The organism is Acinetobacter sp. AOR43_HL (assembly GCF_027854635.1).
GTDB classification, from domain to species: domain Bacteria; phylum Pseudomonadota; class Gammaproteobacteria; order Pseudomonadales; family Moraxellaceae; genus Acinetobacter; species Acinetobacter pittii.
In genome coordinates, this window is record NZ_JAKTHX010000032.1 from 1 (window position 1) to 17,721 (window position 17,721).

General features: G+C 36.6%; 17 protein-coding genes. 8 read left to right on the plus strand and 9 right to left on the minus strand.

Annotated features, from left to right (window positions below):
* The 4 genes from MKL33_RS15175 to MKL33_RS15190 form a co-directional block, all read right to left on the minus strand.
* Positions 1-710: aminotransferase class III-fold pyridoxal phosphate-dependent enzyme (locus tag MKL33_RS15175; RefSeq protein WP_270907295.1), on the minus strand; the 710-nt coding region annotated here is incomplete at its 3' end.
* A gap of 136 nt (positions 711-846) precedes the next feature.
* Entirely contained in the window at positions 847-2,118 is a 1,272-nt protein-coding gene (locus MKL33_RS15180; protein WP_005078412.1) for a Glu/Leu/Phe/Val family dehydrogenase, read from the minus strand.
* Positions 2,119-3,155: 1,037 nt separating this feature from the next.
* The gene (locus tag MKL33_RS15185) at positions 3,156-4,583 is read right to left on the minus strand and encodes an amino acid permease (RefSeq protein WP_005078414.1); all 1,428 of its coding nucleotides are present in this window, start codon (positions 4,581-4,583) and stop codon (positions 3,156-3,158) included.
* A gap of 413 nt (positions 4,584-4,996) precedes the next feature.
* Positions 4,997-6,274 (minus strand): hypothetical protein, encoded by a 1,278-nt coding sequence (locus MKL33_RS15190; RefSeq protein WP_270907296.1) that lies wholly within the window; start codon positions 6,272-6,274, stop codon positions 4,997-4,999.
* A 127-nt stretch (positions 6,275-6,401) separates the two neighbouring features.
* Between MKL33_RS15190 and MKL33_RS15195 the strand changes: the two genes are divergently transcribed.
* Both MKL33_RS15195 and MKL33_RS15200 read left to right on the plus strand, forming a co-directional pair.
* Complete coding sequence (locus MKL33_RS15195) at positions 6,402-7,190, plus strand: class I SAM-dependent methyltransferase (RefSeq protein ID WP_270907297.1); 789 nt, start codon at positions 6,402-6,404, stop codon at positions 7,188-7,190.
* A 26-nt stretch (positions 7,191-7,216) separates the two neighbouring features.
* Positions 7,217-7,747 carry a hypothetical protein gene (locus MKL33_RS15200; protein ID WP_270907298.1) on the plus strand — a complete coding sequence of 177 codons (531 nt, stop codon included), beginning with the start codon at positions 7,217-7,219 and terminating at the stop codon, positions 7,745-7,747.
* Between the two features lie 53 nt (positions 7,748-7,800).
* On the opposite strand, the gene MKL33_RS15205 is transcribed toward MKL33_RS15200, so the two are convergent.
* On the minus strand, positions 7,801-8,364 hold the full coding sequence (locus tag MKL33_RS15205) for a hypothetical protein (protein WP_017387028.1): 564 nt from the start codon (positions 8,362-8,364) through the stop codon (positions 7,801-7,803).
* A gap of 139 nt (positions 8,365-8,503) precedes the next feature.
* Positions 8,504-8,971 (minus strand): Holliday junction resolvase-like protein, encoded by a 468-nt coding sequence (locus MKL33_RS15210; protein ID WP_002116954.1) that lies wholly within the window; start codon positions 8,969-8,971, stop codon positions 8,504-8,506.
* A 158-nt stretch (positions 8,972-9,129) separates the two neighbouring features.
* Between MKL33_RS15210 and MKL33_RS15215 the strand changes: the two genes are divergently transcribed.
* The 4 genes from MKL33_RS15215 to yccS all read left to right on the plus strand — a co-directional run bounded on the left by MKL33_RS15215 (position 9,130) and on the right by yccS (position 14,066).
* Positions 9,130-9,774, plus strand: a complete 645-nt coding sequence (locus MKL33_RS15215) for a ParA family protein (RefSeq protein ID WP_005804567.1) — start codon at positions 9,130-9,132, stop codon at positions 9,772-9,774.
* Positions 9,775-9,898: 124 nt separating this feature from the next.
* Positions 9,899-11,017 (plus strand): AI-2E family transporter, encoded by a 1,119-nt coding sequence (locus MKL33_RS15220; RefSeq protein WP_206258540.1) that lies wholly within the window; start codon positions 9,899-9,901, stop codon positions 11,015-11,017.
* A 125-nt stretch (positions 11,018-11,142) separates the two neighbouring features.
* Positions 11,143-11,712: a superoxide dismutase family protein gene (gene sodC, locus MKL33_RS15225; protein ID WP_075383285.1), complete on the plus strand. Its 570-nt coding sequence runs from the start codon at positions 11,143-11,145 to the stop codon at positions 11,710-11,712.
* A 203-nt stretch (positions 11,713-11,915) separates the two neighbouring features.
* On the plus strand, positions 11,916-14,066 hold the full coding sequence (yccS, locus tag MKL33_RS15230; protein WP_270907299.1) for a YccS family putative transporter: 2,151 nt from the start codon (positions 11,916-11,918) through the stop codon (positions 14,064-14,066).
* Between the two features lie 39 nt (positions 14,067-14,105).
* On the opposite strand, the gene craA is transcribed toward yccS, so the two are convergent.
* Positions 14,106-15,335 carry a chloramphenicol efflux MFS transporter CraA gene (craA, locus tag MKL33_RS15235; RefSeq protein WP_262451984.1) on the minus strand — a complete coding sequence of 410 codons (1,230 nt, stop codon included), beginning with the start codon at positions 15,333-15,335 and terminating at the stop codon, positions 14,106-14,108.
* Between the two features lie 369 nt (positions 15,336-15,704).
* Positions 15,705-16,073, minus strand: coding sequence for a hypothetical protein (locus MKL33_RS15240; RefSeq protein ID WP_075383162.1), 369 nt, complete (start codon positions 16,071-16,073; stop codon positions 15,705-15,707).
* A gap of 237 nt (positions 16,074-16,310) precedes the next feature.
* Between MKL33_RS15240 and MKL33_RS15245 the strand changes: the two genes are divergently transcribed.
* Together MKL33_RS15245 and MKL33_RS15250 are read left to right on the plus strand one after the other, a co-directional pair.
* Positions 16,311-16,898, plus strand: a complete 588-nt coding sequence (locus MKL33_RS15245) for an NAD(P)H-dependent oxidoreductase (RefSeq protein ID WP_002117050.1) — start codon at positions 16,311-16,313, stop codon at positions 16,896-16,898.
* A gap of 13 nt (positions 16,899-16,911) precedes the next feature.
* On the plus strand, positions 16,912-17,226 hold the full coding sequence (locus tag MKL33_RS15250; protein WP_270907300.1) for a putative quinol monooxygenase: 315 nt from the start codon (positions 16,912-16,914) through the stop codon (positions 17,224-17,226).
* A gap of 45 nt (positions 17,227-17,271) precedes the next feature.
* Here the strand turns inward: MKL33_RS15250 and MKL33_RS15255 are convergent, their stop codons facing one another.
* Positions 17,272-17,640: a hypothetical protein gene (locus tag MKL33_RS15255; RefSeq protein ID WP_016143627.1), complete on the minus strand. Its 369-nt coding sequence runs from the start codon at positions 17,638-17,640 to the stop codon at positions 17,272-17,274.
* Between the last annotated feature and the right edge of the window lie 81 nt (positions 17,641-17,721).

Consider the following 17,721-nt stretch of genomic DNA (forward strand, 5'->3'; position numbering starts at 1 on the left):
AGTGCACCTGTACGGCCAACACCAGTTTGCACTTCATCAAAAATAAGTAAGGCACCGAACTCATCACACAGTGCTCTTAAGCCTTTTAAAAATTCGATGTCAGCAGGAATAACACCGCCTTCACCTTGGATCGGCTCAACAATAACTGCACAAGTTTGCTCATTAATGACCGCTTTTGCAGCTTCTAAATCATTAAAGGCAACATGATTAATACCGTTCGGAAGTGGTGCAAAGTCTTGTGAATATTTAGGTTGACCACCCGCCGAAACGGTAAATAAGGTACGGCCATGGAAAGCATTGTTAAATGCCACAATGCCACTTTTACCAGCAACACCGCTGTCTAGTCCAACTTTACGAGCTAGTTTTAATGCTGCTTCGTTCGCTTCTGCACCTGAGTTACAGAAGAAAACCTTGTCTGCAAATGTATTTTCAGTGAGTTGTTTTGCAAGGCGTAGAACGGGTTCATTTGTATAACCGTTACCAACGTGCCAAAGTTTTGTTGCTTGTTCTGTTAAAGCATTTACTGCCACTGGATGCGCATGACCTAATGCGTTTACTGCAATCCCGCCTGCAAAATCGATATATTCTTTATTTTCTTGATCCCAAATACGTGAACCTTCGCCACGTACCGGAATGAAATTTGCCGGTGCAAAAACTGGAACCATCCAGTCGTTAAAGTTGCTTCGAGTTACAGAAATTGGCTGTTCCATGCTTACCTCAGTATTTATTTAATATATTCGATAACACTTAAATTTAAATAATTCAGAAAAAGGGGCTGAACAAATAAACCCTATAACATCCTTTATATTTGTTCAGACCACTTTTTCTAAAAGTAATTTCCGCAGATTAGCCTGGGAAAATACCGCGTTCTTTACGAGCTTTTAAGATACGCTCACATGCCAAGATGTAAGCTGCTGTACGTAAAGTACAAGCGTTGCTGTTTGCTGTATTCCAAACATCTTCCATAGCTTGAACCATCAACTTGTCTAAACGTTCGTTGATTTCTTCTTCGCTCCAGAAGTAGCTCGCCATGTCTTGAACCCATTCGAAGTAACTTACAGTTACACCGCCGGCGTTACATACCACGTCAGGAACTACAACAATGCCACGCTCAACTAATACGTCTTCAGCTTTAGGATATGTCGGGCCGTTTGCGCCTTCTAAAATCAACTTAGCTTTAAGTTTTTGAGCACGTTCAACAGTGATTTGGCCTTCTAGTGCAGCTGGAACAATAATGTCAACTTCAGCTGTCCAGAAATCTTCGTCAGCAATTGATTGAGCGCCGGCAAAACCACCAACACCTTGATTTGCATTTACGTGATCACGTAATGCTTCAAGATCAATACCATCAGCATTGAAAATTGTGCCAGTGTGGTCTTGAACGTGTGTAACTTTCGCTTTCGATTCAACAAATAAGAAAGCTGCTTCACTACCTACGTTACCAAAACCTTGAATAGCAACTTTCGCGCCTTCAATTGGTAAATTAATTTTTGCTGCTACTTCACGACCTGTAACGAATACGCCACGACCAGTTGCTTTCACACGACCTAAAGAACCGCCTAAGTGAACTGGTTTACCAGTTACAACACCAGTTACCGTGTGACCTTGGCTAGTAGAATAAGTATCCATCATCCAACCCATGATATTGGCATTCGTACCAACATCTGGAGCAGGAATATCTTTTTGAGGCCCAATAATATGGCCAATTTCAGTCGTATAACGACGAGTTAAACGCTCTAATTCACGAGTTGATAATTTACGTGGATCAACACGGATACCACCTTTTGCACCGCCAAATGGCAAGTTCAAAACAGCAGTTTTAATTGTCATCCATGCAGACAACGCCATTACTTCATTCAAATCAACATTTGGATGGTAACGAACACCGCCTTTACCCGGACCACGAGACAAGTTGTGTTGTACACGGTAGCCTTCAAAGTGTTGGATCGAACCGTCATCCATCACGATTGGCACGTCAACAATAAGCGCACGCTTAGGACGTTTTAAAGTATCGATATAATCAGCTAAGTGTTCTAAATATGGCGCTACACGGTCAATTTGTGCCAAGTAAGTTTGCCATGCATCGCTATGTTCGTTTACGTATGAAAGATCTGACATCTTTTTTCCTATATACCTTCATAGACTCAGATTTGATAAATCTGTAGTCTTTATTATTCAGCAACCAAAACCTTGCAATAACAAAGTCTTAGTTTATTTACTAAACCTTCTGCTCTTCTAAAGCATTAGATTTTTTAAATTCCATTTGTTGATACTAAAAGTATGATCTACTTTTATATATCGATATCTTTTACAAGCTTTCTTTCATTTAACTTACTGTTTATAAAGCTATCTTTATAAAAGCAAAGTTTAACCACAACCCACTTAATCCAGTCGGCTGAAATATAAATACAAAAGAAATGGCATAACCGTTTGGGAGTTAAAAAGAACGATGATTTATAAAAAAATCATATGTCCATAAAAATTATTTTGACTAATCGATAGATCCCTCCATTAGTCTTTTTAAAAATAAACATTGTTCAATAATGCTACAGATTAATTATCTCTACACATACCGCTTAAAATTAAGCCGGAACATAGCCATAAAATCTTCCAATAAATATAGCATAGAGCACACTCATTTAGAACATTTTAAAATAAATAAGCAGAGAAAAAATAATCAAATCGCACTAATCTTTATAATAAAAAAACAACAAATATTAAAAAAAGCTTAACTTTAATAAAAAAAATTTATAGAAAACATAAAATCATAATTTAAAAAAATACATCAAATTAAAATTATAAATAACAACAACTTAAAAATTAATCACCTTCATAAATTTGTCAAAAAATTATACTCTCTCTACATTAAATCTATAATAAGTCCATTTCTAATTCATATTTCATAAAATCCAAAAAACCTCTTTATCAAATAACCAAGCTAAACATAGACTTAATCAACTATTAATAATAAATAAATATTAATAAGAATCCGATAAATGGTAATTTTATAAAACAATATTTGTTTTCATGATTAAAAATAAAACTTCATTTTTAAAAAAAATACAGAAATTCTTTCTTTTGCAGTTCCTTTAAGGCACAAAAAAGGCCCCTTTCGGGACCTTTAAAAACACATTTTTCGACTAAAAAGCTTAGCTTTACACTAGATCTTTCTTTCTATAAAAAATGAAGTAGCTTGCATAGCATAAAATGATAAAAATAATGCAGCAGATAAAACCAACTTGCATAGATGGGTCAAACACCATACTGATACAGGTAACGATACAGAACAGCCCACCTACAATTGGAGTAAGAGGGAAAAGAGGTGCCGCGAAGCGTAAATCTTTTGCTGTTTTACCCGACTTATACCACTGTCTACGGAAGTTAAACTGTGAAACGCAAATCGCAATCCAAACCACAACCATTGTAAAAGCTGCAACGCCCAACAAATTCTTAAAAATTGTTTCTGGCGCGAATTGTTCTGAAAGCAATCCAGGAATTGCACCAAACATAGTTACAGTAATGGCAACAATCGGTGTTCCAGAAGGAGTTAATTTAGAAAATATTTTTGGTAATTGATTTTTTGCCGAAAGCGACCACATCATACGTGAAGCAGCAAACAAACCAGAATTTGCAGCAGATAGTAAAGCCGTAATAATTACAAAGCGAATAATGTCTTCTGCGTATGGAATACCAATATAGTTAAATACCGTCACAAAAGGACTATTACTTACTTCATTTGCACTAAGGCCTGCAAGCTGGAACGGCAGTAATGAACTAATCACCACAATTGTACCAACAAAGAAAATCAGTAAACGCCAAATAGCCGCATTGATTGCTTTAGGAACTGTCTGTGCTGGATTCTCAGCTTCCCCCGCCGCTACTCCAATTAATTCTGTGCCCGAAAAAGCAAAGTTAACAATCAGCATAGTAGCAAAAATTGGGAAGAGACCGTTTGGGAACCAACCGTGAGCAGTCAGGTTGCTAAATAATGGCGCTGTTTCATGTCCGTGGTAAGGAATAAAACCAAAAATTGCCAGCAAACCTAAACCAATAAAACAGATGATTGTAATAACTTTGACGAGTGCCAACCAGAATTCAGATTCGGCAAATAATCGAGTTGAACTGATATTAAGGAAAAAAACTAAGGCGCCAAAAAAAAGAGTCCAAGCCCATACCGAGGTAGATGGAAACCACTCCTGCACCAATAAAGCTGCCGCAGTAAACTCAGTCCCCAAAGTTGCAGTCCAAGTTAACCAATAGAGCCAAGTAATCATATAGCCCGTACCCGGACCAATATAACGGCGGGCGTATTCACCAAAAGAACCTGATTCCGGTACATGAACCGCAAGCTCACCAAGACATAACATCACGGTATAGGCAATTAAACCGCCCAAAAAATAAGAAATAATTGCGCCAATTGGGCCTGCTTGGGAAATTACATCACCAGACCCTAAAAAAAGACCTGTACCTATGGCACCGCCAAGGGAGATCATCACCAAATGTCGAGTACTCATTGCTCGTTTCAAAGGTGCAGAACTTCCATGTTGCGATGCATCATTATTCCGATAATTTAATGATTGCATATAAAAAACTGTAACGACAATTTAGTAAAAAATCATTTTAGGAGAAAAAAATAAATATGCAATTATCTTTGAATAGTGAACTTATTTTAACCAAGCTCTTCAGGTAAAAATAAAATATATAATAAAAACATTTAGTTATATTTTTTTATAGCTAGGACTGTATTTTAATTAATCTTATATTATTTCTATAATTTATGTATTAGAAAAACCCATTTATCTTTAAATATAGTATTTATATATATTACTAGTTATGCCTACTTTAAATACAGCAGATCACCATATAATAAACCTACTATTTATTTAAATAATGAATTTTAAAATAATATACAAATAAGTTTATAAAAAAATATTTTTTAAGCAAAAAATAAAGCCCAAACCTAAAGGTCTGAGCTTTATTTAAACACTATAAAGTTTTAATAGCTGATGGTGGTCAACTGTTCTGTAGGTTGAATTGAACCTTCCGTAAATTCACACAGCCCTTGTTCATCACAAGATAAATTTAGTTGCTTATAGCTAATCGCAAAAGAATCCGAATATTTTTTGATTACAAAAGGACTCATATCCGATGTTAAAGGCTCTTCACTCTTGAACAATTTAATAATCTTACGATCATTCATCGCTAACAAATAAACTTCATTATTTAATTCAATATGCACTACACCGGTTTGCTCAGCCACAATTGGAACCAAATAAGATTTATTCACCAGTAGAGTATCTACTGTATAACTTTCAAACTTTGAATTGATAAGGTTAAATACCAAAATTAAACCAAAGCTAGTCTGCAAGCCTTCTGTGTAATTTGCATCTTCTTGAATTCGCAGCACTTTAATACCAAGCTTTTGAAAGTCTAACTCAGTTGCTTGATTTGTTTTTATCAGACTACGTGTAATAGCCTGTTTAAGTGGGTTATCAAAATAACGTTCATCTAACTGAAAATCATTTTGACGCAATATTTTTAACAACATTTCATCATGTTGAGTAAGAACATGCGCAAGTACATTACGGAAGTAAAACTTACTTTGTTTTTTGACCTTACGAACTTGCTGATAAAAATAGATTTCATCGAAATCATGTTCAATAAAATCATGTAATAAACTTGAACTAGCCAATACAGACAATGCTTCATGACCAGTAAATGGCAAATGAATCGTATGTAAGCTCGGTAACAGCTCTTTTATTTTTAAGTAATGTTCACGGTCAATCGAGAAATATGGGTCATAAACAATAACGTATTCACGCGCTGAATCGACATCTTGCGGCTGAATCTGCATGTCTTTATTTGCTATAGCATCAAAAAACTCAGCATAGCGTCGGTCTTCAACGTGTTCAGGGTCAATTGAATATTGAGGCACAAATGCAATCACACGGTTCATATTCAATAAATTAGAATATTTAATTGCCGCATAGCCGCCCATTGAACCGCCATAACCCACAATATTTTTAAAGCCTTTTAGAATAGGCGAAATTGCTTTTGCCAGCTCAATCATGCTTGCTTGAGGAAACCATGATTTTTGTTTTGGCATTACCCCAATAATATTATATTGGTATTTAATTAGAGACTTTTCAGCATTGATAGATAAGCCACTCGCTCGGGTAATCAAATCGCCAAAAGAGAGAACCAATGTATTAGAATCGCCTGGTAAAAAAATGGCTCTAATGTGTTCGTCTTCAAAAATAATTTGCTTATCCATGCTCACACCGAAAGAAAATTTACTCCCACATACAACGTCAAAAATGAAACAAAATAGGTGTTTTGCCAATTTATGATTGCGGAGTATCTTATTTTATAGATGCCAGTCAGATTAAAAAGCGCAAAATATGACACAATCCTTACATCCTGCCGCTCAAAAAGGCTTCAGTTCAGCTGCTGAACTATATCAGCAAGTTAGACCCAATTATCCCGCAGAAATAGTAAGTTGGCTGCAAAATTGCCTACAAATACAGGAAAACTCTACTGTTATTGATCTTGGATCGGGTACTGGCAAATTCTTACCCTACTTAAAACAAACACATGCTGATGTTATTGCAGTTGAGCCAATTGGCGAGATGTTACAGCAGCTTCAACAAGTTTATCCTGATATTCAAACATTACAGGCTTTTAGCCATTCAATTCCTGTAGCAAATCATAAAATTGATACCATTATTTGTGCGCAATCTTTTCACTGGTTTGACAACCTCGACACCCTAACAGAAATGCATAGAGTATTAAAACCAGAAGGACATTTAGGGCTCGTTTGGAATCAACGCGACGAACGTACAGATTGGGTCAAGGCTTTAGCTGATTTCCTACTTCCACTTGAAGGCGATACACCTCGTTATCATAGTGGAAAGTGGAAACGCGTATTTGAACAACAAGATTTATTTATATTTGATAGCCTGCAAACATTCACACAGTCACAACATGGTTCTGTCGAACAAGTCGTAAGTAAACGTTTACTCTCTACGAGTTTTATTGCTGCAATGACTAAAAAAGATCAATTACAACTCAAAGCACAGTTTGAAAAAATTGTTTATGATTTTACTGGATTAGTTCCTCAAGATCAGATTGATTTTCCATATGTTACGTATGCATATCACTTTCAAAAAAGTACGTTACCCGTTAAATAATTAGTGAATAGGTTTGGTTGAAAGTTATGAAGAAAACACCTCAAATCATATTAATGTCTCTGCTTTGCTCTAGCCTATTTCTGACTGCTTGTAAAAAAGCGGATGAGCCTGCTAAGACGGAGCAATCTTCTGCCACCTCATCTACCGATCAGGTTTTAGAAAAATTGAATGAAAGACCTGTTAAGACGTTCCCTGCCACTGCTGATGATGCACACGATATTGCGCTGTTAGAGGATTATGACCGTCGCTTTACAGAAATGAGTGACGAGATGGAAAGTGAATTAGCAAAAATGCATGAAGCTGGAACCCTCACTACAGAGTTTGAGCAACAGCGTACTCTCGATAATGTGCGCTCTGCTCTAACCATGTTAAAAGATTTAGATCTAAAAACTGAGCAGGGCCGTTACATTCAGGGTTTACTTTATCAATATTGGGAAAACCAAGAAAAACACTTGAGTGATAAGCAAGCCAATAAAGATGAACAGATCAATGATCTTGCCGACTATTTACAAGCACAAAATCAATTAAAATATTGGAAAGCATCGCAACAGAAATAAGCAATGTAGTGGTTATAAAAAAGCCTTCAAACTTATGAAGGCTTTTTTTCAAATTATATATTTTGCTTTTCAACCCAATGAATTGCCTGAACGCGGAATAACTCACATGCACCATCACCCGTATCAGTCGGCGTAAGTGAAGATTTCCAGACCAAATTTTTGTCCTTAATCTCGACAAGGTCACCTTTTAGATAAACTAAATCACCACGTTTAACCTGTTTAATCTGCTGAGCAATCTCAGGGTTTGCAGGAATGATGTGCATGTTAGACACCATTTGCATTGCTTGCTCTGCTGGAACAGGTAATTTAGGAATTTTCCAGTTTAAATAACGGTCATATTGTTTCACTGAAATATGACGTGCGATTTCAGGTTGTGCAAACAATCCCCAACTTACGGCATAGTCAATAGGAGAAAATTTAGCTTGTTCATCATTTTGATAAACTTTTGAACCCAAGATTCTGAAATTGCCTTGAAAAGGTTGTAATACAGAAATAGATTGATCTTTTTCTATCGGGCTCAAACCATTGGCAATATTATATTCACTTGAGGTCGATGCAAATGTTGAACTCATGCCAATGGCGGCGAGTAAGCCCATCATCAAACGTTGTTTTTTCATCGTGTTACACCTCAAATATTGCTCGATCAAAGTGAATAGATCTTCAATTTATAATAGCTTTAAGCGATGAAAAAAATATCGAAATTTAGTAACAATACAGATCAATTTCGTCTATTTTTGTGCTGAATTAAACAGCTTGTTAATCTTCGAAATCTATTCTTAACGTTTCAAAACGAACCTTACCTTGTTGAACAGCTTGTGCAATTGCCTGTTGACCTTTCGTAAGTCTAGCTCCTCCACTTTTTACATCAAGCAAAATAATATTGATGTCTTCTGCCGTACCATCGCCATCGCGAAAATCGGTGTATCCATCAAAAATAATATAGTCCACCGGATCGCCCATGAATTTTGCATCGCTTGGTAAATACTGAAATTCAGGTAAAACTGGAGCAAATTGTTCTGCCATTTTTCCTTTCAACACCGCACGACTTGTATTTACACTTCTCTTTTGTGCTTGAGTGAGAGCTTGTTGATGCTCTAGTTCAAGTTCAGCAATATATTGCTCATATTCAGCCTTAATTCGTCCATTACGTGTATTTGATAAAATAAGAGTAGTGATAATGATGCCAATACCAGCACCAATAAGCATGGCAAGCCATACAGACATAAATTTTCCTTAAAAAGCACGAATTAAGATTACAGATCTAATCATATCTAAAATAACGAAACAGCTTAAACTTTTGTCAAATGTGGTCATCTCCTTCACATAAAAAGATGCTAAGGTATAAAACATAAACAAATGTGCTGCTGAAAATAATTGGATTTATGAAAACGATACTTATTGCAAATCAAAAGGGCGGATGCGGAAAAACCATGACGGCCATTACGTTGGCAACAGCATTGGCACAAAAAGGATATAAAGTAGCATTAGCAGATTCGGACAATCAAAAATCGGCTTTACAATGGTTAAAACAGCGCCCTGATACCGTTGCAACGATTCAAAGCCTAGACTGGCGTCATGAGAAATCAATTGGTGATGCACCCAAAAATCTGGACTATTTAATTATTGATGCGCCTGGCGCACTTTCAGGTGAGCATGCTGAACAACTTATTAGTGAAGCTCATGCCATTATTACTCCGCTTCAGCCTTCATTTTTTGACATAGACAGTACTCGTCGCTTTTTGAAGCATTTACAAGATATTAAACGTATTCGCAAAGGCAAAGTACAGATTTTGCTACTTGCTAACCGTGTAAAACCAAATAGTGCCAGCTCAAAAGATATCCAACAGTTCTTTGAAAAAATTGAACAGGAACCTGTTGCATGGATTGCTGAACGCACTGCGTATGGCAGCTTAGCAATGCAAGGTTTAAGCATTTTTGATAAACCGCAAAAAAACTTTATTAGTATCCAAAATCAATGGCAACCTGTTCTAAACAAGTTAATTGAAGATAAAGCTGAGTGGTTTTAAAGAAATTTTAGCCTTTAAAACTGGATGTATAAGGTTCTTTACATTACGGCCTTAAAATTTGCCTCAGGTTATTTTTCAGTTAATATGACTTTATTCTATGTAGAAAATTAGAGAAATATTGTTCGTGCATCCATACGCTCCTAATTTACAGCGCGTTTTATTGTTTGGGCTGTTTTTTATTTTGATTTTTTTAGGATTTAATATCCTGAAATATTTTATTGTTCCTGTACTTTGGGCTGCCATCATTGCATATATGACTTGGCCTATTTATTTAAGAATTCAGCGTTTTTTTGGAGAATCACGTAATACTTTAAACGCAACCCTAATGATTAGTCTGGTCATTTTGGTAGTTGGCATCCCCTTTACATGTGCGGTTTTTATTTTGCAGCATGAGGGACGTAACTTATATTTTGATTTACAACGTCAGGTTTTTTCGGGTCATTTAAGCGTTCCAGATTTTATTCGTGACCTTCCTTTTGTTGGAAAAGAGATTTCTCGTACACTCAATGAGTTAAATAACGATCCTAACAGCACGATTCAAAATATCGCAGCTTGGGTACAAAGCCATTTAAGTTATGGCCGTGTGCTGCTTGGTGAAATTAGTAAAAATATTGTCAAACTTGGCTTTGCAGTATTTAGCCTATTTTTCTTCTATCGTGATGGACAACTGATTTTATCTCAAGTGAGTAAAGCTTTAGAAATGGTCATTGGCCCTCGTATTCATCATTATCTCGATACAATTTCTGAAACAACTCGTGCAGTAGTCTATGGTGTGGGTTTAACTGCAATTGCTCAAGCCGTTTTAGCTGGATTAAGTTACTTCGTAGCAGGTGTACCAAATCCTATGGTACTCACTATTGTTACTTTCTTATTGGCTTTAATTCCATTTGGTACTCCAATTTCTTATTTAGGCGTTGGCTTATGGTTGTTCTCTCAGGGACAAACTATGGAGGCAATTGGTGTTGTGGTTTGGGGTGTGCTGATTGTCAGTAGCTCAGATAATGTGATTAGACCACTCGTCATTTCTGGTGCCACCAAAATTCCGTTCTTATTAATTATGTTTGGTGTATTAGGCGGTATTGCCAGTTTTGGCTTGGTCGGATTATTTATTGGTCCTGTAATTTTGGCTATTTTACTGGCAATTTGGCGTGAATGGTTACATGAAACGATTGAACCTGAACCTATGCCAAAAACGACCATGATTTATGATTCTGAGAGTGAATCCTCCAATGACAAAGAGTGACATAGTTATTTAATTTAAAAATGTTTCTAGATACAAATTAACTATTTAAATTAACTTGTAGGTCAGACCTCTGTTTGTTTGAATCAAACGATCATATATATTTATAAGGACATCCAATCATGCAGATGTTTAATAAAATTGGCGCAGTCTGTGCGCTTACAGCCCTTTTTACCGTTGGCTGTAGTTCGGTAACTAAAACTGTATCTGACACAGCCCAAGCATTAACCTCAATGCATACAAAAAAAGTGGTCGACGTAAATGAAGTGACAGCTAACGGTATTGGCAAAAAAATAGGTACGATTAGCTTTCAAGATAGTGACAAAGGTTTAATTATTACCCCTGCTCTTGCTGACTTACCAAGTGGTACTCGTGGTTTCCATATTCATGAAAATGCTTCTTGTGCACCTGCTGTAAAAGATGGAAAACCTGGCGCTGCTTTAGCTGCGGGTAGCCACTATAACCCGAACCAAGCCCCTCATCACGGTACTCCAACGACTGGCCATTTAGGCGATCTACCTGTTTTAGTTGTCGATAATACAGGTGTTGCAACAACTGCCGTAATCGCACCTCGATTAAAACTTGCTGATATTCAGGGTCGAGCGATTATGATTCATGCGGGTGGCGACAATTATTCAGACTCACCTCAACCTCTTGGCGGTGGTGGAGCACGAATTGCATGTGGTGTGATTAAATAATTTATGTATTTTACAAATTGTGGGTATCTAAAAAGATATCCACAATTCTGTTAATTTATTGATCGTTACAACTTGGTTTAAGTCTAATAAAATCTTAAAAAACGACTGACTTTTGTAGATAAAAAGAATAATATTTTTGAAGTAATAAAAATTTAAAGTTACATACTGCTTTCTCACGTATTCTCTAATTTAGAACAAAAGCCGTGAATTATCTGACCCAAATATTTAATAGCTTTAAGACAAACTCTATTTTAATTTATTGCCTGCAAATTCTGATTGTACTCACTGGCACAACTTTAGGTTTGCTGTGGCTGGGCTATAATCAACTTATTGTTCCTGTAACCTTAGGCGCAATTGCAGCAGCATTAACAGACTTTGATGATCGTTTAAGTATTCGATTACGCAACTTGGTCTATGCCTGCCTGCTCTTTTTTACAGTCAGTAGTATTCTTGGCTTTTTAGCTCCTTACAAAATTTTCTTTATTTTATATCTCTCTATCTCAAGCGCTTTTTTCATATTACTAGGCGCCTTAGGGCAACGTTATGCCACGATTTCTTTTGGCACGATTCTGCTCTCTATTTATAGTATGTTCGGTTTAAGCGAATACGCACATTGGTATCAACAACCTACTTATTTTGTTTATGGTGCTCTGTGGTACGGTTTAACTTCTATTTTATTTTTTATTATTAAACCGACACTTCCCTTACAAGATAAGCTCTCACAAATTTTTAAAGAAATTTCTGTTCTACTACAAGCAAAAGCTCGTTTGTTTGATCCGGACAATAAAGAGAATGTTGAGCAGCTTTTATATGAATTATCTCTACAAAATACGCAAGTTGCCCAAAGCCTCAATCAAATACGCAGTTCACTACTTACTCGGCTCAAAGCTTCCAGAGTCAGTAATAAAAGTATCTATTGGCTAAACCTATATTTTTTCGCACGAGATATTCACGAGCAAGCCACTTCAAATTATTTACATTACGAACATATTCAACAGAATTTTAGCCGTAGTGATCTTATTTTCCGTTTCCAAAAAAACCTGCGTCTACAAGCACAAGCATGCCAAGACTTAGCTCAATGTATTTTATATAACCAGCCATATCAGCCTTCGCAAGAAAGTCAGAAAGTATTAGGACATTTAGAAAGTTCTTTAAAAGATTGGATACAACAACATCCACAAAATTTTGAAGTTAAAAATTTAAAACTTATTTTTGATAATTTAAAAGGAATGCATGAACAGTTTGAACAATTGCAATATGCCCAACCTGTTCCTGAAAATAGCACTCAAACAAGACAAGAACACTTAAATTTACTTGATGATGATATTCAAGGATTTTCAGATCTTATCTTAAAACTTCGGCAACAACTTACGCCACAGTCAGCGCTGTTTAGGCATGCTATACGGATTGCTGTGGTTTTTGCCGCAGGTTATGCAATTTCATTATTACCGTTTGCGCAGCATGGCTACTGGATTTTACTGACCAGTTTGTTTGTCTGTCAGATTACTTATTTTGCGACTAAAAGCCGTCTTAAATTAAGAACGATTGGTACTCTACTCGGTGTTTTATTAGGAATACCTATTTTATATTTTGTACCGAGTATTGAAGGCCAGCTCATCATTACAATTATTTGTGGAGTTTGCTTTTTTTACTTACGCCAAAAGAAATATGCTTTGGCTACGCTCATGGCTACCCTTATGGTGCTATTAATTTTCAACTTAAAAGGCGCTGGCTACAGTATTATTTTACCTCGACTGATAGATACCTTATTAGGCTGCTTTATTGCATGGCTTGCCGTAAACTTTATTTGGCCCGACTGGAACTTTCGAAACATCCCCAATAATATTAATAAAAGCAGCAAAGCAACCTTAGATTATTTCAATGTGATTGTTGAGCAATATCAATATGGCAAAAATCAGGATATAGAGTACCGCCGAATTCGTCGTGCTGCGCATAACGCTCAGATTGAGCTATCCAACATGATTTCGAGCCTAAGTGCTGAACCGAACCCGAACCCTCAACTCATCCATTATGCTTTTCGTTATCTGGTTTATAGCCACAGCCAACTGAGTTACGTAGCAGCGTTAGGAAGCCAACGACAAAAAATTGATGATCAACAGGTATTACAACTCTTACTGGATTGTCAGCAAATTCTTAAACAGAGCTTATTTGATCCGGCTTATATTGATTTCAATTTCCTTGAGCAGACTTTAGCGCAAATTCAAAGCCTAACTACTCATGAGCACTTTTCAGAGAATTACACACTCGTGTTAAAACAAATCAGTTTATTGCTAGAAACCTTGCCAGAATTATTAACACTTAAAGACAAACTTTTAGAACAAGAGATTAAGTAGAATAAAAAAATACCGGAATATCAACTCCGGTATTTTTATTTAATTGTTACCTTGTTGCAGTCTTTCTTGCATTTCCTGCTTCAAAGCACTTCGCGGTTGGCTAAACCAAAGAGCAATAAAGGTAAATGCAGACAATGCAAAAGCCCATAAATGAAATTGTGTATAGAGATAACGTACAAGTTCAATCATTGCAAAGAAGCTCATCATCAGTAACATCGAAACTGCCGCTGCAACAGTTCCTTTTGAGACCTCAGATGACATGAGTGCAAAGCGATATAAGACTGAAAAGCTAATTCCCTCACCAAAACAGATGAGCGTCATCCCTGTAAGCAAACAAGGTATGAGATAGGTTTGCCACACCACACCTAATATTAAAATGAGTGTCCCAATCAGCATAATCGGCAAACCCATCATGACGGTTTTACCCAAAGGCAAACGGTCAATAATTTTGATTAAGACAATGTTGCCTACGATTAAACCCAAAAATACGGGGAATTGAGCTAAGCCATATTGCACACTGGTGAGCTTTAATTCATCTACTAAAATGATTGGAGATAAAGCAATCCATAGCATTAAAGGCATACCCACTAAAGGTAATGCGAGGCTTAAACCTAAAAAACGGCGGTTGGTAAACACCTTTTTAAAATCATCAAAAAGATAACTAAAAGGTTGCTTGGTTACACTGACTTGCTGGCTTGGCATCTGTTTTTTCAACCCGATCCAACTGAGTAATGCCAATACTGCGATGGCGACAAAGCCCCAGTGCCATGACACATAATCAATTAAGAAAGCGCCAAGTACTGGTCCTAGCAAGGGTGCAAGTAATGAGATATTTGCCATGAGTGCCATGACTTTAATCGCATCACGTTCAGCAAAGCTTTCTTGAATAGCCGCATATCCAACTGCTGAAATTACGGTTAAGCCAATTCCCTGCAAAAATCTTAAAGCTAGAAATTGCTCGATTTGCGTCGTCAGTAAAATTAAAAAACAGCATAGAGCAAAGAATAAAACTCCAGCTAATAGTACTTTTTTACGTCCGAGACGGTCCGACAAAGGACCAAGTAACCATGCAACTGTAGCACCGCCTAATAAATAAAATGACATTGAAGAGGGTGCCCAAGTTGCACTTACACCAAAATCTTCAGTAATTGCCAACATGGCTGGCTGAATCAGGTCATTACCAATATAAACCGCAAATTCAAATAGCACTAAGGCCAAAGGAAACATCAACGTTGTACGGTTCAACGTTGTCGTTTGAATATTTTTCATGAGTTGTACACTTCAAAATAGCGGCCATATGTCTGTACGACTACCTATAAAATAAGATGTAGTCATGACGATGACATGTATGGTCAATCAATCTTTAGTTAAGTTGTTATATGCCGTGAGAGTGCATGTTTAGAGTGTGAAACACCGTATTCACAAGGTGTCTAAAACGAGAAAAAATATATGACGTGAGATTCGGTAATTTTTTACCAATTGGCACAATTGCCGAGCGCAACAATAGCACTTTTTAAATTGATCAGCAATCATGCAATTTCAAGAAGCTTAAATTTCAGTTTTTTGCACAAAAAGGCATGCAAATTATGCTTGTGCACAAACTCAAAGTTATCCACATATTCGATAAAAAATTAAGCATCATGGGCAAGGATTAACTTGAAAGTCTGTAGTTTCCTCTCCTTTTGTACATTGATAGCTTTGCTTTTTATTCACAATTTTCCAGATTTGCTGATCTCGTTTTAATAAATATTCAGTACGTGTTTTCGACACCGCATCTGGACTAGGTTCTGTTTGCAAAATAGTAACTTGCGCACTGGAAGGATCATCCGAAGCATTCATTTGCTGTGAAATATCTAAATTGCTTGCATCATTTAAAAGATCTGGTTGATCGAGTAATACAGCCTGTATAGGACTATCAGCAAGTTGAGCAGAAGATTTTTGAGGTGGAGCACAAGCTGTTAATATGCTTAAGCTGAAAATAATCAACAAACCATTCTTTTTCATCACTCTTCCCCTCTATTTACTCAAAATTAATGCTAAAGATAATAGGCCACTTTTTCCTTTTGAGCTTTGTAAATAAGTATAAATTTATTGATATTAATGAGATAGATTAATTTTAAATAGAAATCCAATAATAATTATTGATTTTTTATCAACAATATTTTTCCTATTCATGCATTTTTCTACAACAGTAAATCTCATAGAGTATGCGTCAAATACAGGAATTTAATGAGAGCAACATCCATGAGTAAGATTTTAGTGATTAATGGTGCTAAACAATTTGCCCACTCAAACGGTGAATTAAATGACACCTTGACCACACTAGCAACCACACATCTCACGGAACTCGGCCACGAAGTTCAAGTCACCCGTGCAGACAGCAACTATGATGCTGAAAGTGAGGTTGAAAAATACTTATGGGCAGATGTTGTTATTTATCAAATGCCAGGCTGGTGGATGGGCGCACCTTGGACAGTCAAAAAGTATATTGATGATGTCTTTACCACTGGTCATGGTTCACTTTATGCAAGTGATGGCCGTAGCCGTTCTGATGCCTCAAAAAAATATGGTTCAGGTGGTCTAATTCATGACAAAAAATATATGCTGTCATTGACTTGGAATGCTCCAATGGAAGCATTTGAAGATGCAGATCAATTCTTCCACGGCGTAGGTGTAGATGGTGTTTATTTACCATTTCATAAAGCCAATCAGTTCTTAGGCATGAGCACCCTTCCGACATTTATCGTAAATGACGTAATTAAAATGCCTAACGTTGATAGTTATGTTGAAGAATATAAAGCACACTTAAATACTGTATTTGCAGCAGCCTAATAAGGAGAAATCCATGCTAACCATTATTGCGGAAATTCGTACTAAATCGGGTGGACAGCATCGCCAGAACGTATTGGATGCCTTTCAAAAAATCATTCCAACTGTTTTAGCAGAAGATGGTTGTCACGGTTATGAACCTTTAGTTGATCACAAATCAAATGCGAGCTTCCAAACTCACGAGCCTGATACGATTGTCATGCTAGAAAAATGGCAAAGTGTGGCCCATCTTGAAGCGCATTTAGCGACGCCTCATATGCAAGCACATCATGCAGCCGTTAAAGATGATGTTGTTGACGTCAAAATTAAAATTTTAGAAAGCGGCGTATAATTTAGTCCATAAAAAAAGACGATATATTTATCGTCTTTTTTATTTTTAAGAACAAAGCTGCGTTTGAAAGCCTCTAGAGCCTTTCCCTCTCGCGCATTGATAGCTCTTTTGTTTATTTTGCAATTGCCACTTTTCATCAATCAATTTAAATGAATATTCTGTTCGGATTGCTGAAACAGAATCATCCATTAAACCTGTTTGAATCACGGTAATACGGGAAACTGTTGGAGATTCTACTCGGTTAAATACTTGCTGAACTGAGGTATTGTTATGCTCTTTTACGATCTCAGGCTGAGCTTTAAGTACTTGTTGCATCGGGGTTTCAGAACCCACAAAAGGGATTAATTTACTGGTCGTCGCACACCCAGTGAAAAGCCCAGCACAAAGCGCTGAAATTAAAAATAAACGTTGCATTTTTATCACCAAAAACAAAAGCCATAGCTTTATGATGCTATGGCTTTGTCGGTTACTCTGTAGAAACTATGTAGTCCTACA

Bases quoted from the DNA above. Each gene is read 5' to 3' on its own strand.
- MKL33_RS15205 (WP_017387028.1), bottom strand. From the start codon at position 8,364: ATGAAAAAACAACGTTTGATGATGGGCTTACTCGCCGCCATTGGCATG.
- MKL33_RS15255 (WP_016143627.1), bottom strand. From the start codon at position 17,640: ATGCAACGTTTATTTTTAATTTCAGCGCTTTGTGCTGGGCTTTTCACT.
- MKL33_RS15190 (WP_270907296.1), bottom strand. From the start codon at position 6,274: ATGGATAAGCAAATTATTTTTGAAGACGAACACATTAGAGCCATTTTT.
- sodC (WP_075383285.1), top strand. From the start codon at position 11,143: ATGTTTAATAAAATTGGCGCAGTCTGTGCGCTTACAGCCCTTTTTACC.
- MKL33_RS15250 (WP_270907300.1), top strand. From the start codon at position 16,912: ATGCTAACCATTATTGCGGAAATTCGTACTAAATCGGGTGGACAGCAT.
- MKL33_RS15210 (WP_002116954.1), bottom strand. From the start codon at position 8,971: ATGTCTGTATGGCTTGCCATGCTTATTGGTGCTGGTATTGGCATCATT.
- MKL33_RS15195 (WP_270907297.1), top strand. From the start codon at position 6,402: ATGACACAATCCTTACATCCTGCCGCTCAAAAAGGCTTCAGTTCAGCT.
- MKL33_RS15185 (WP_005078414.1), bottom strand. From the start codon at position 4,583: ATGCAATCATTAAATTATCGGAATAATGATGCATCGCAACATGGAAGT.
- MKL33_RS15215 (WP_005804567.1), top strand. From the start codon at position 9,130: ATGAAAACGATACTTATTGCAAATCAAAAGGGCGGATGCGGAAAAACC.
- MKL33_RS15245 (WP_002117050.1), top strand. From the start codon at position 16,311: ATGAGTAAGATTTTAGTGATTAATGGTGCTAAACAATTTGCCCACTCA.
- MKL33_RS15200 (WP_270907298.1), top strand. From the start codon at position 7,217: ATGAAGAAAACACCTCAAATCATATTAATGTCTCTGCTTTGCTCTAGC.
- MKL33_RS15180 (WP_005078412.1), bottom strand. From the start codon at position 2,118: ATGTCAGATCTTTCATACGTAAACGAACATAGCGATGCATGGCAAACT.
- craA (WP_262451984.1), bottom strand. From the start codon at position 15,335: ATGAAAAATATTCAAACGACAACGTTGAACCGTACAACGTTGATGTTT.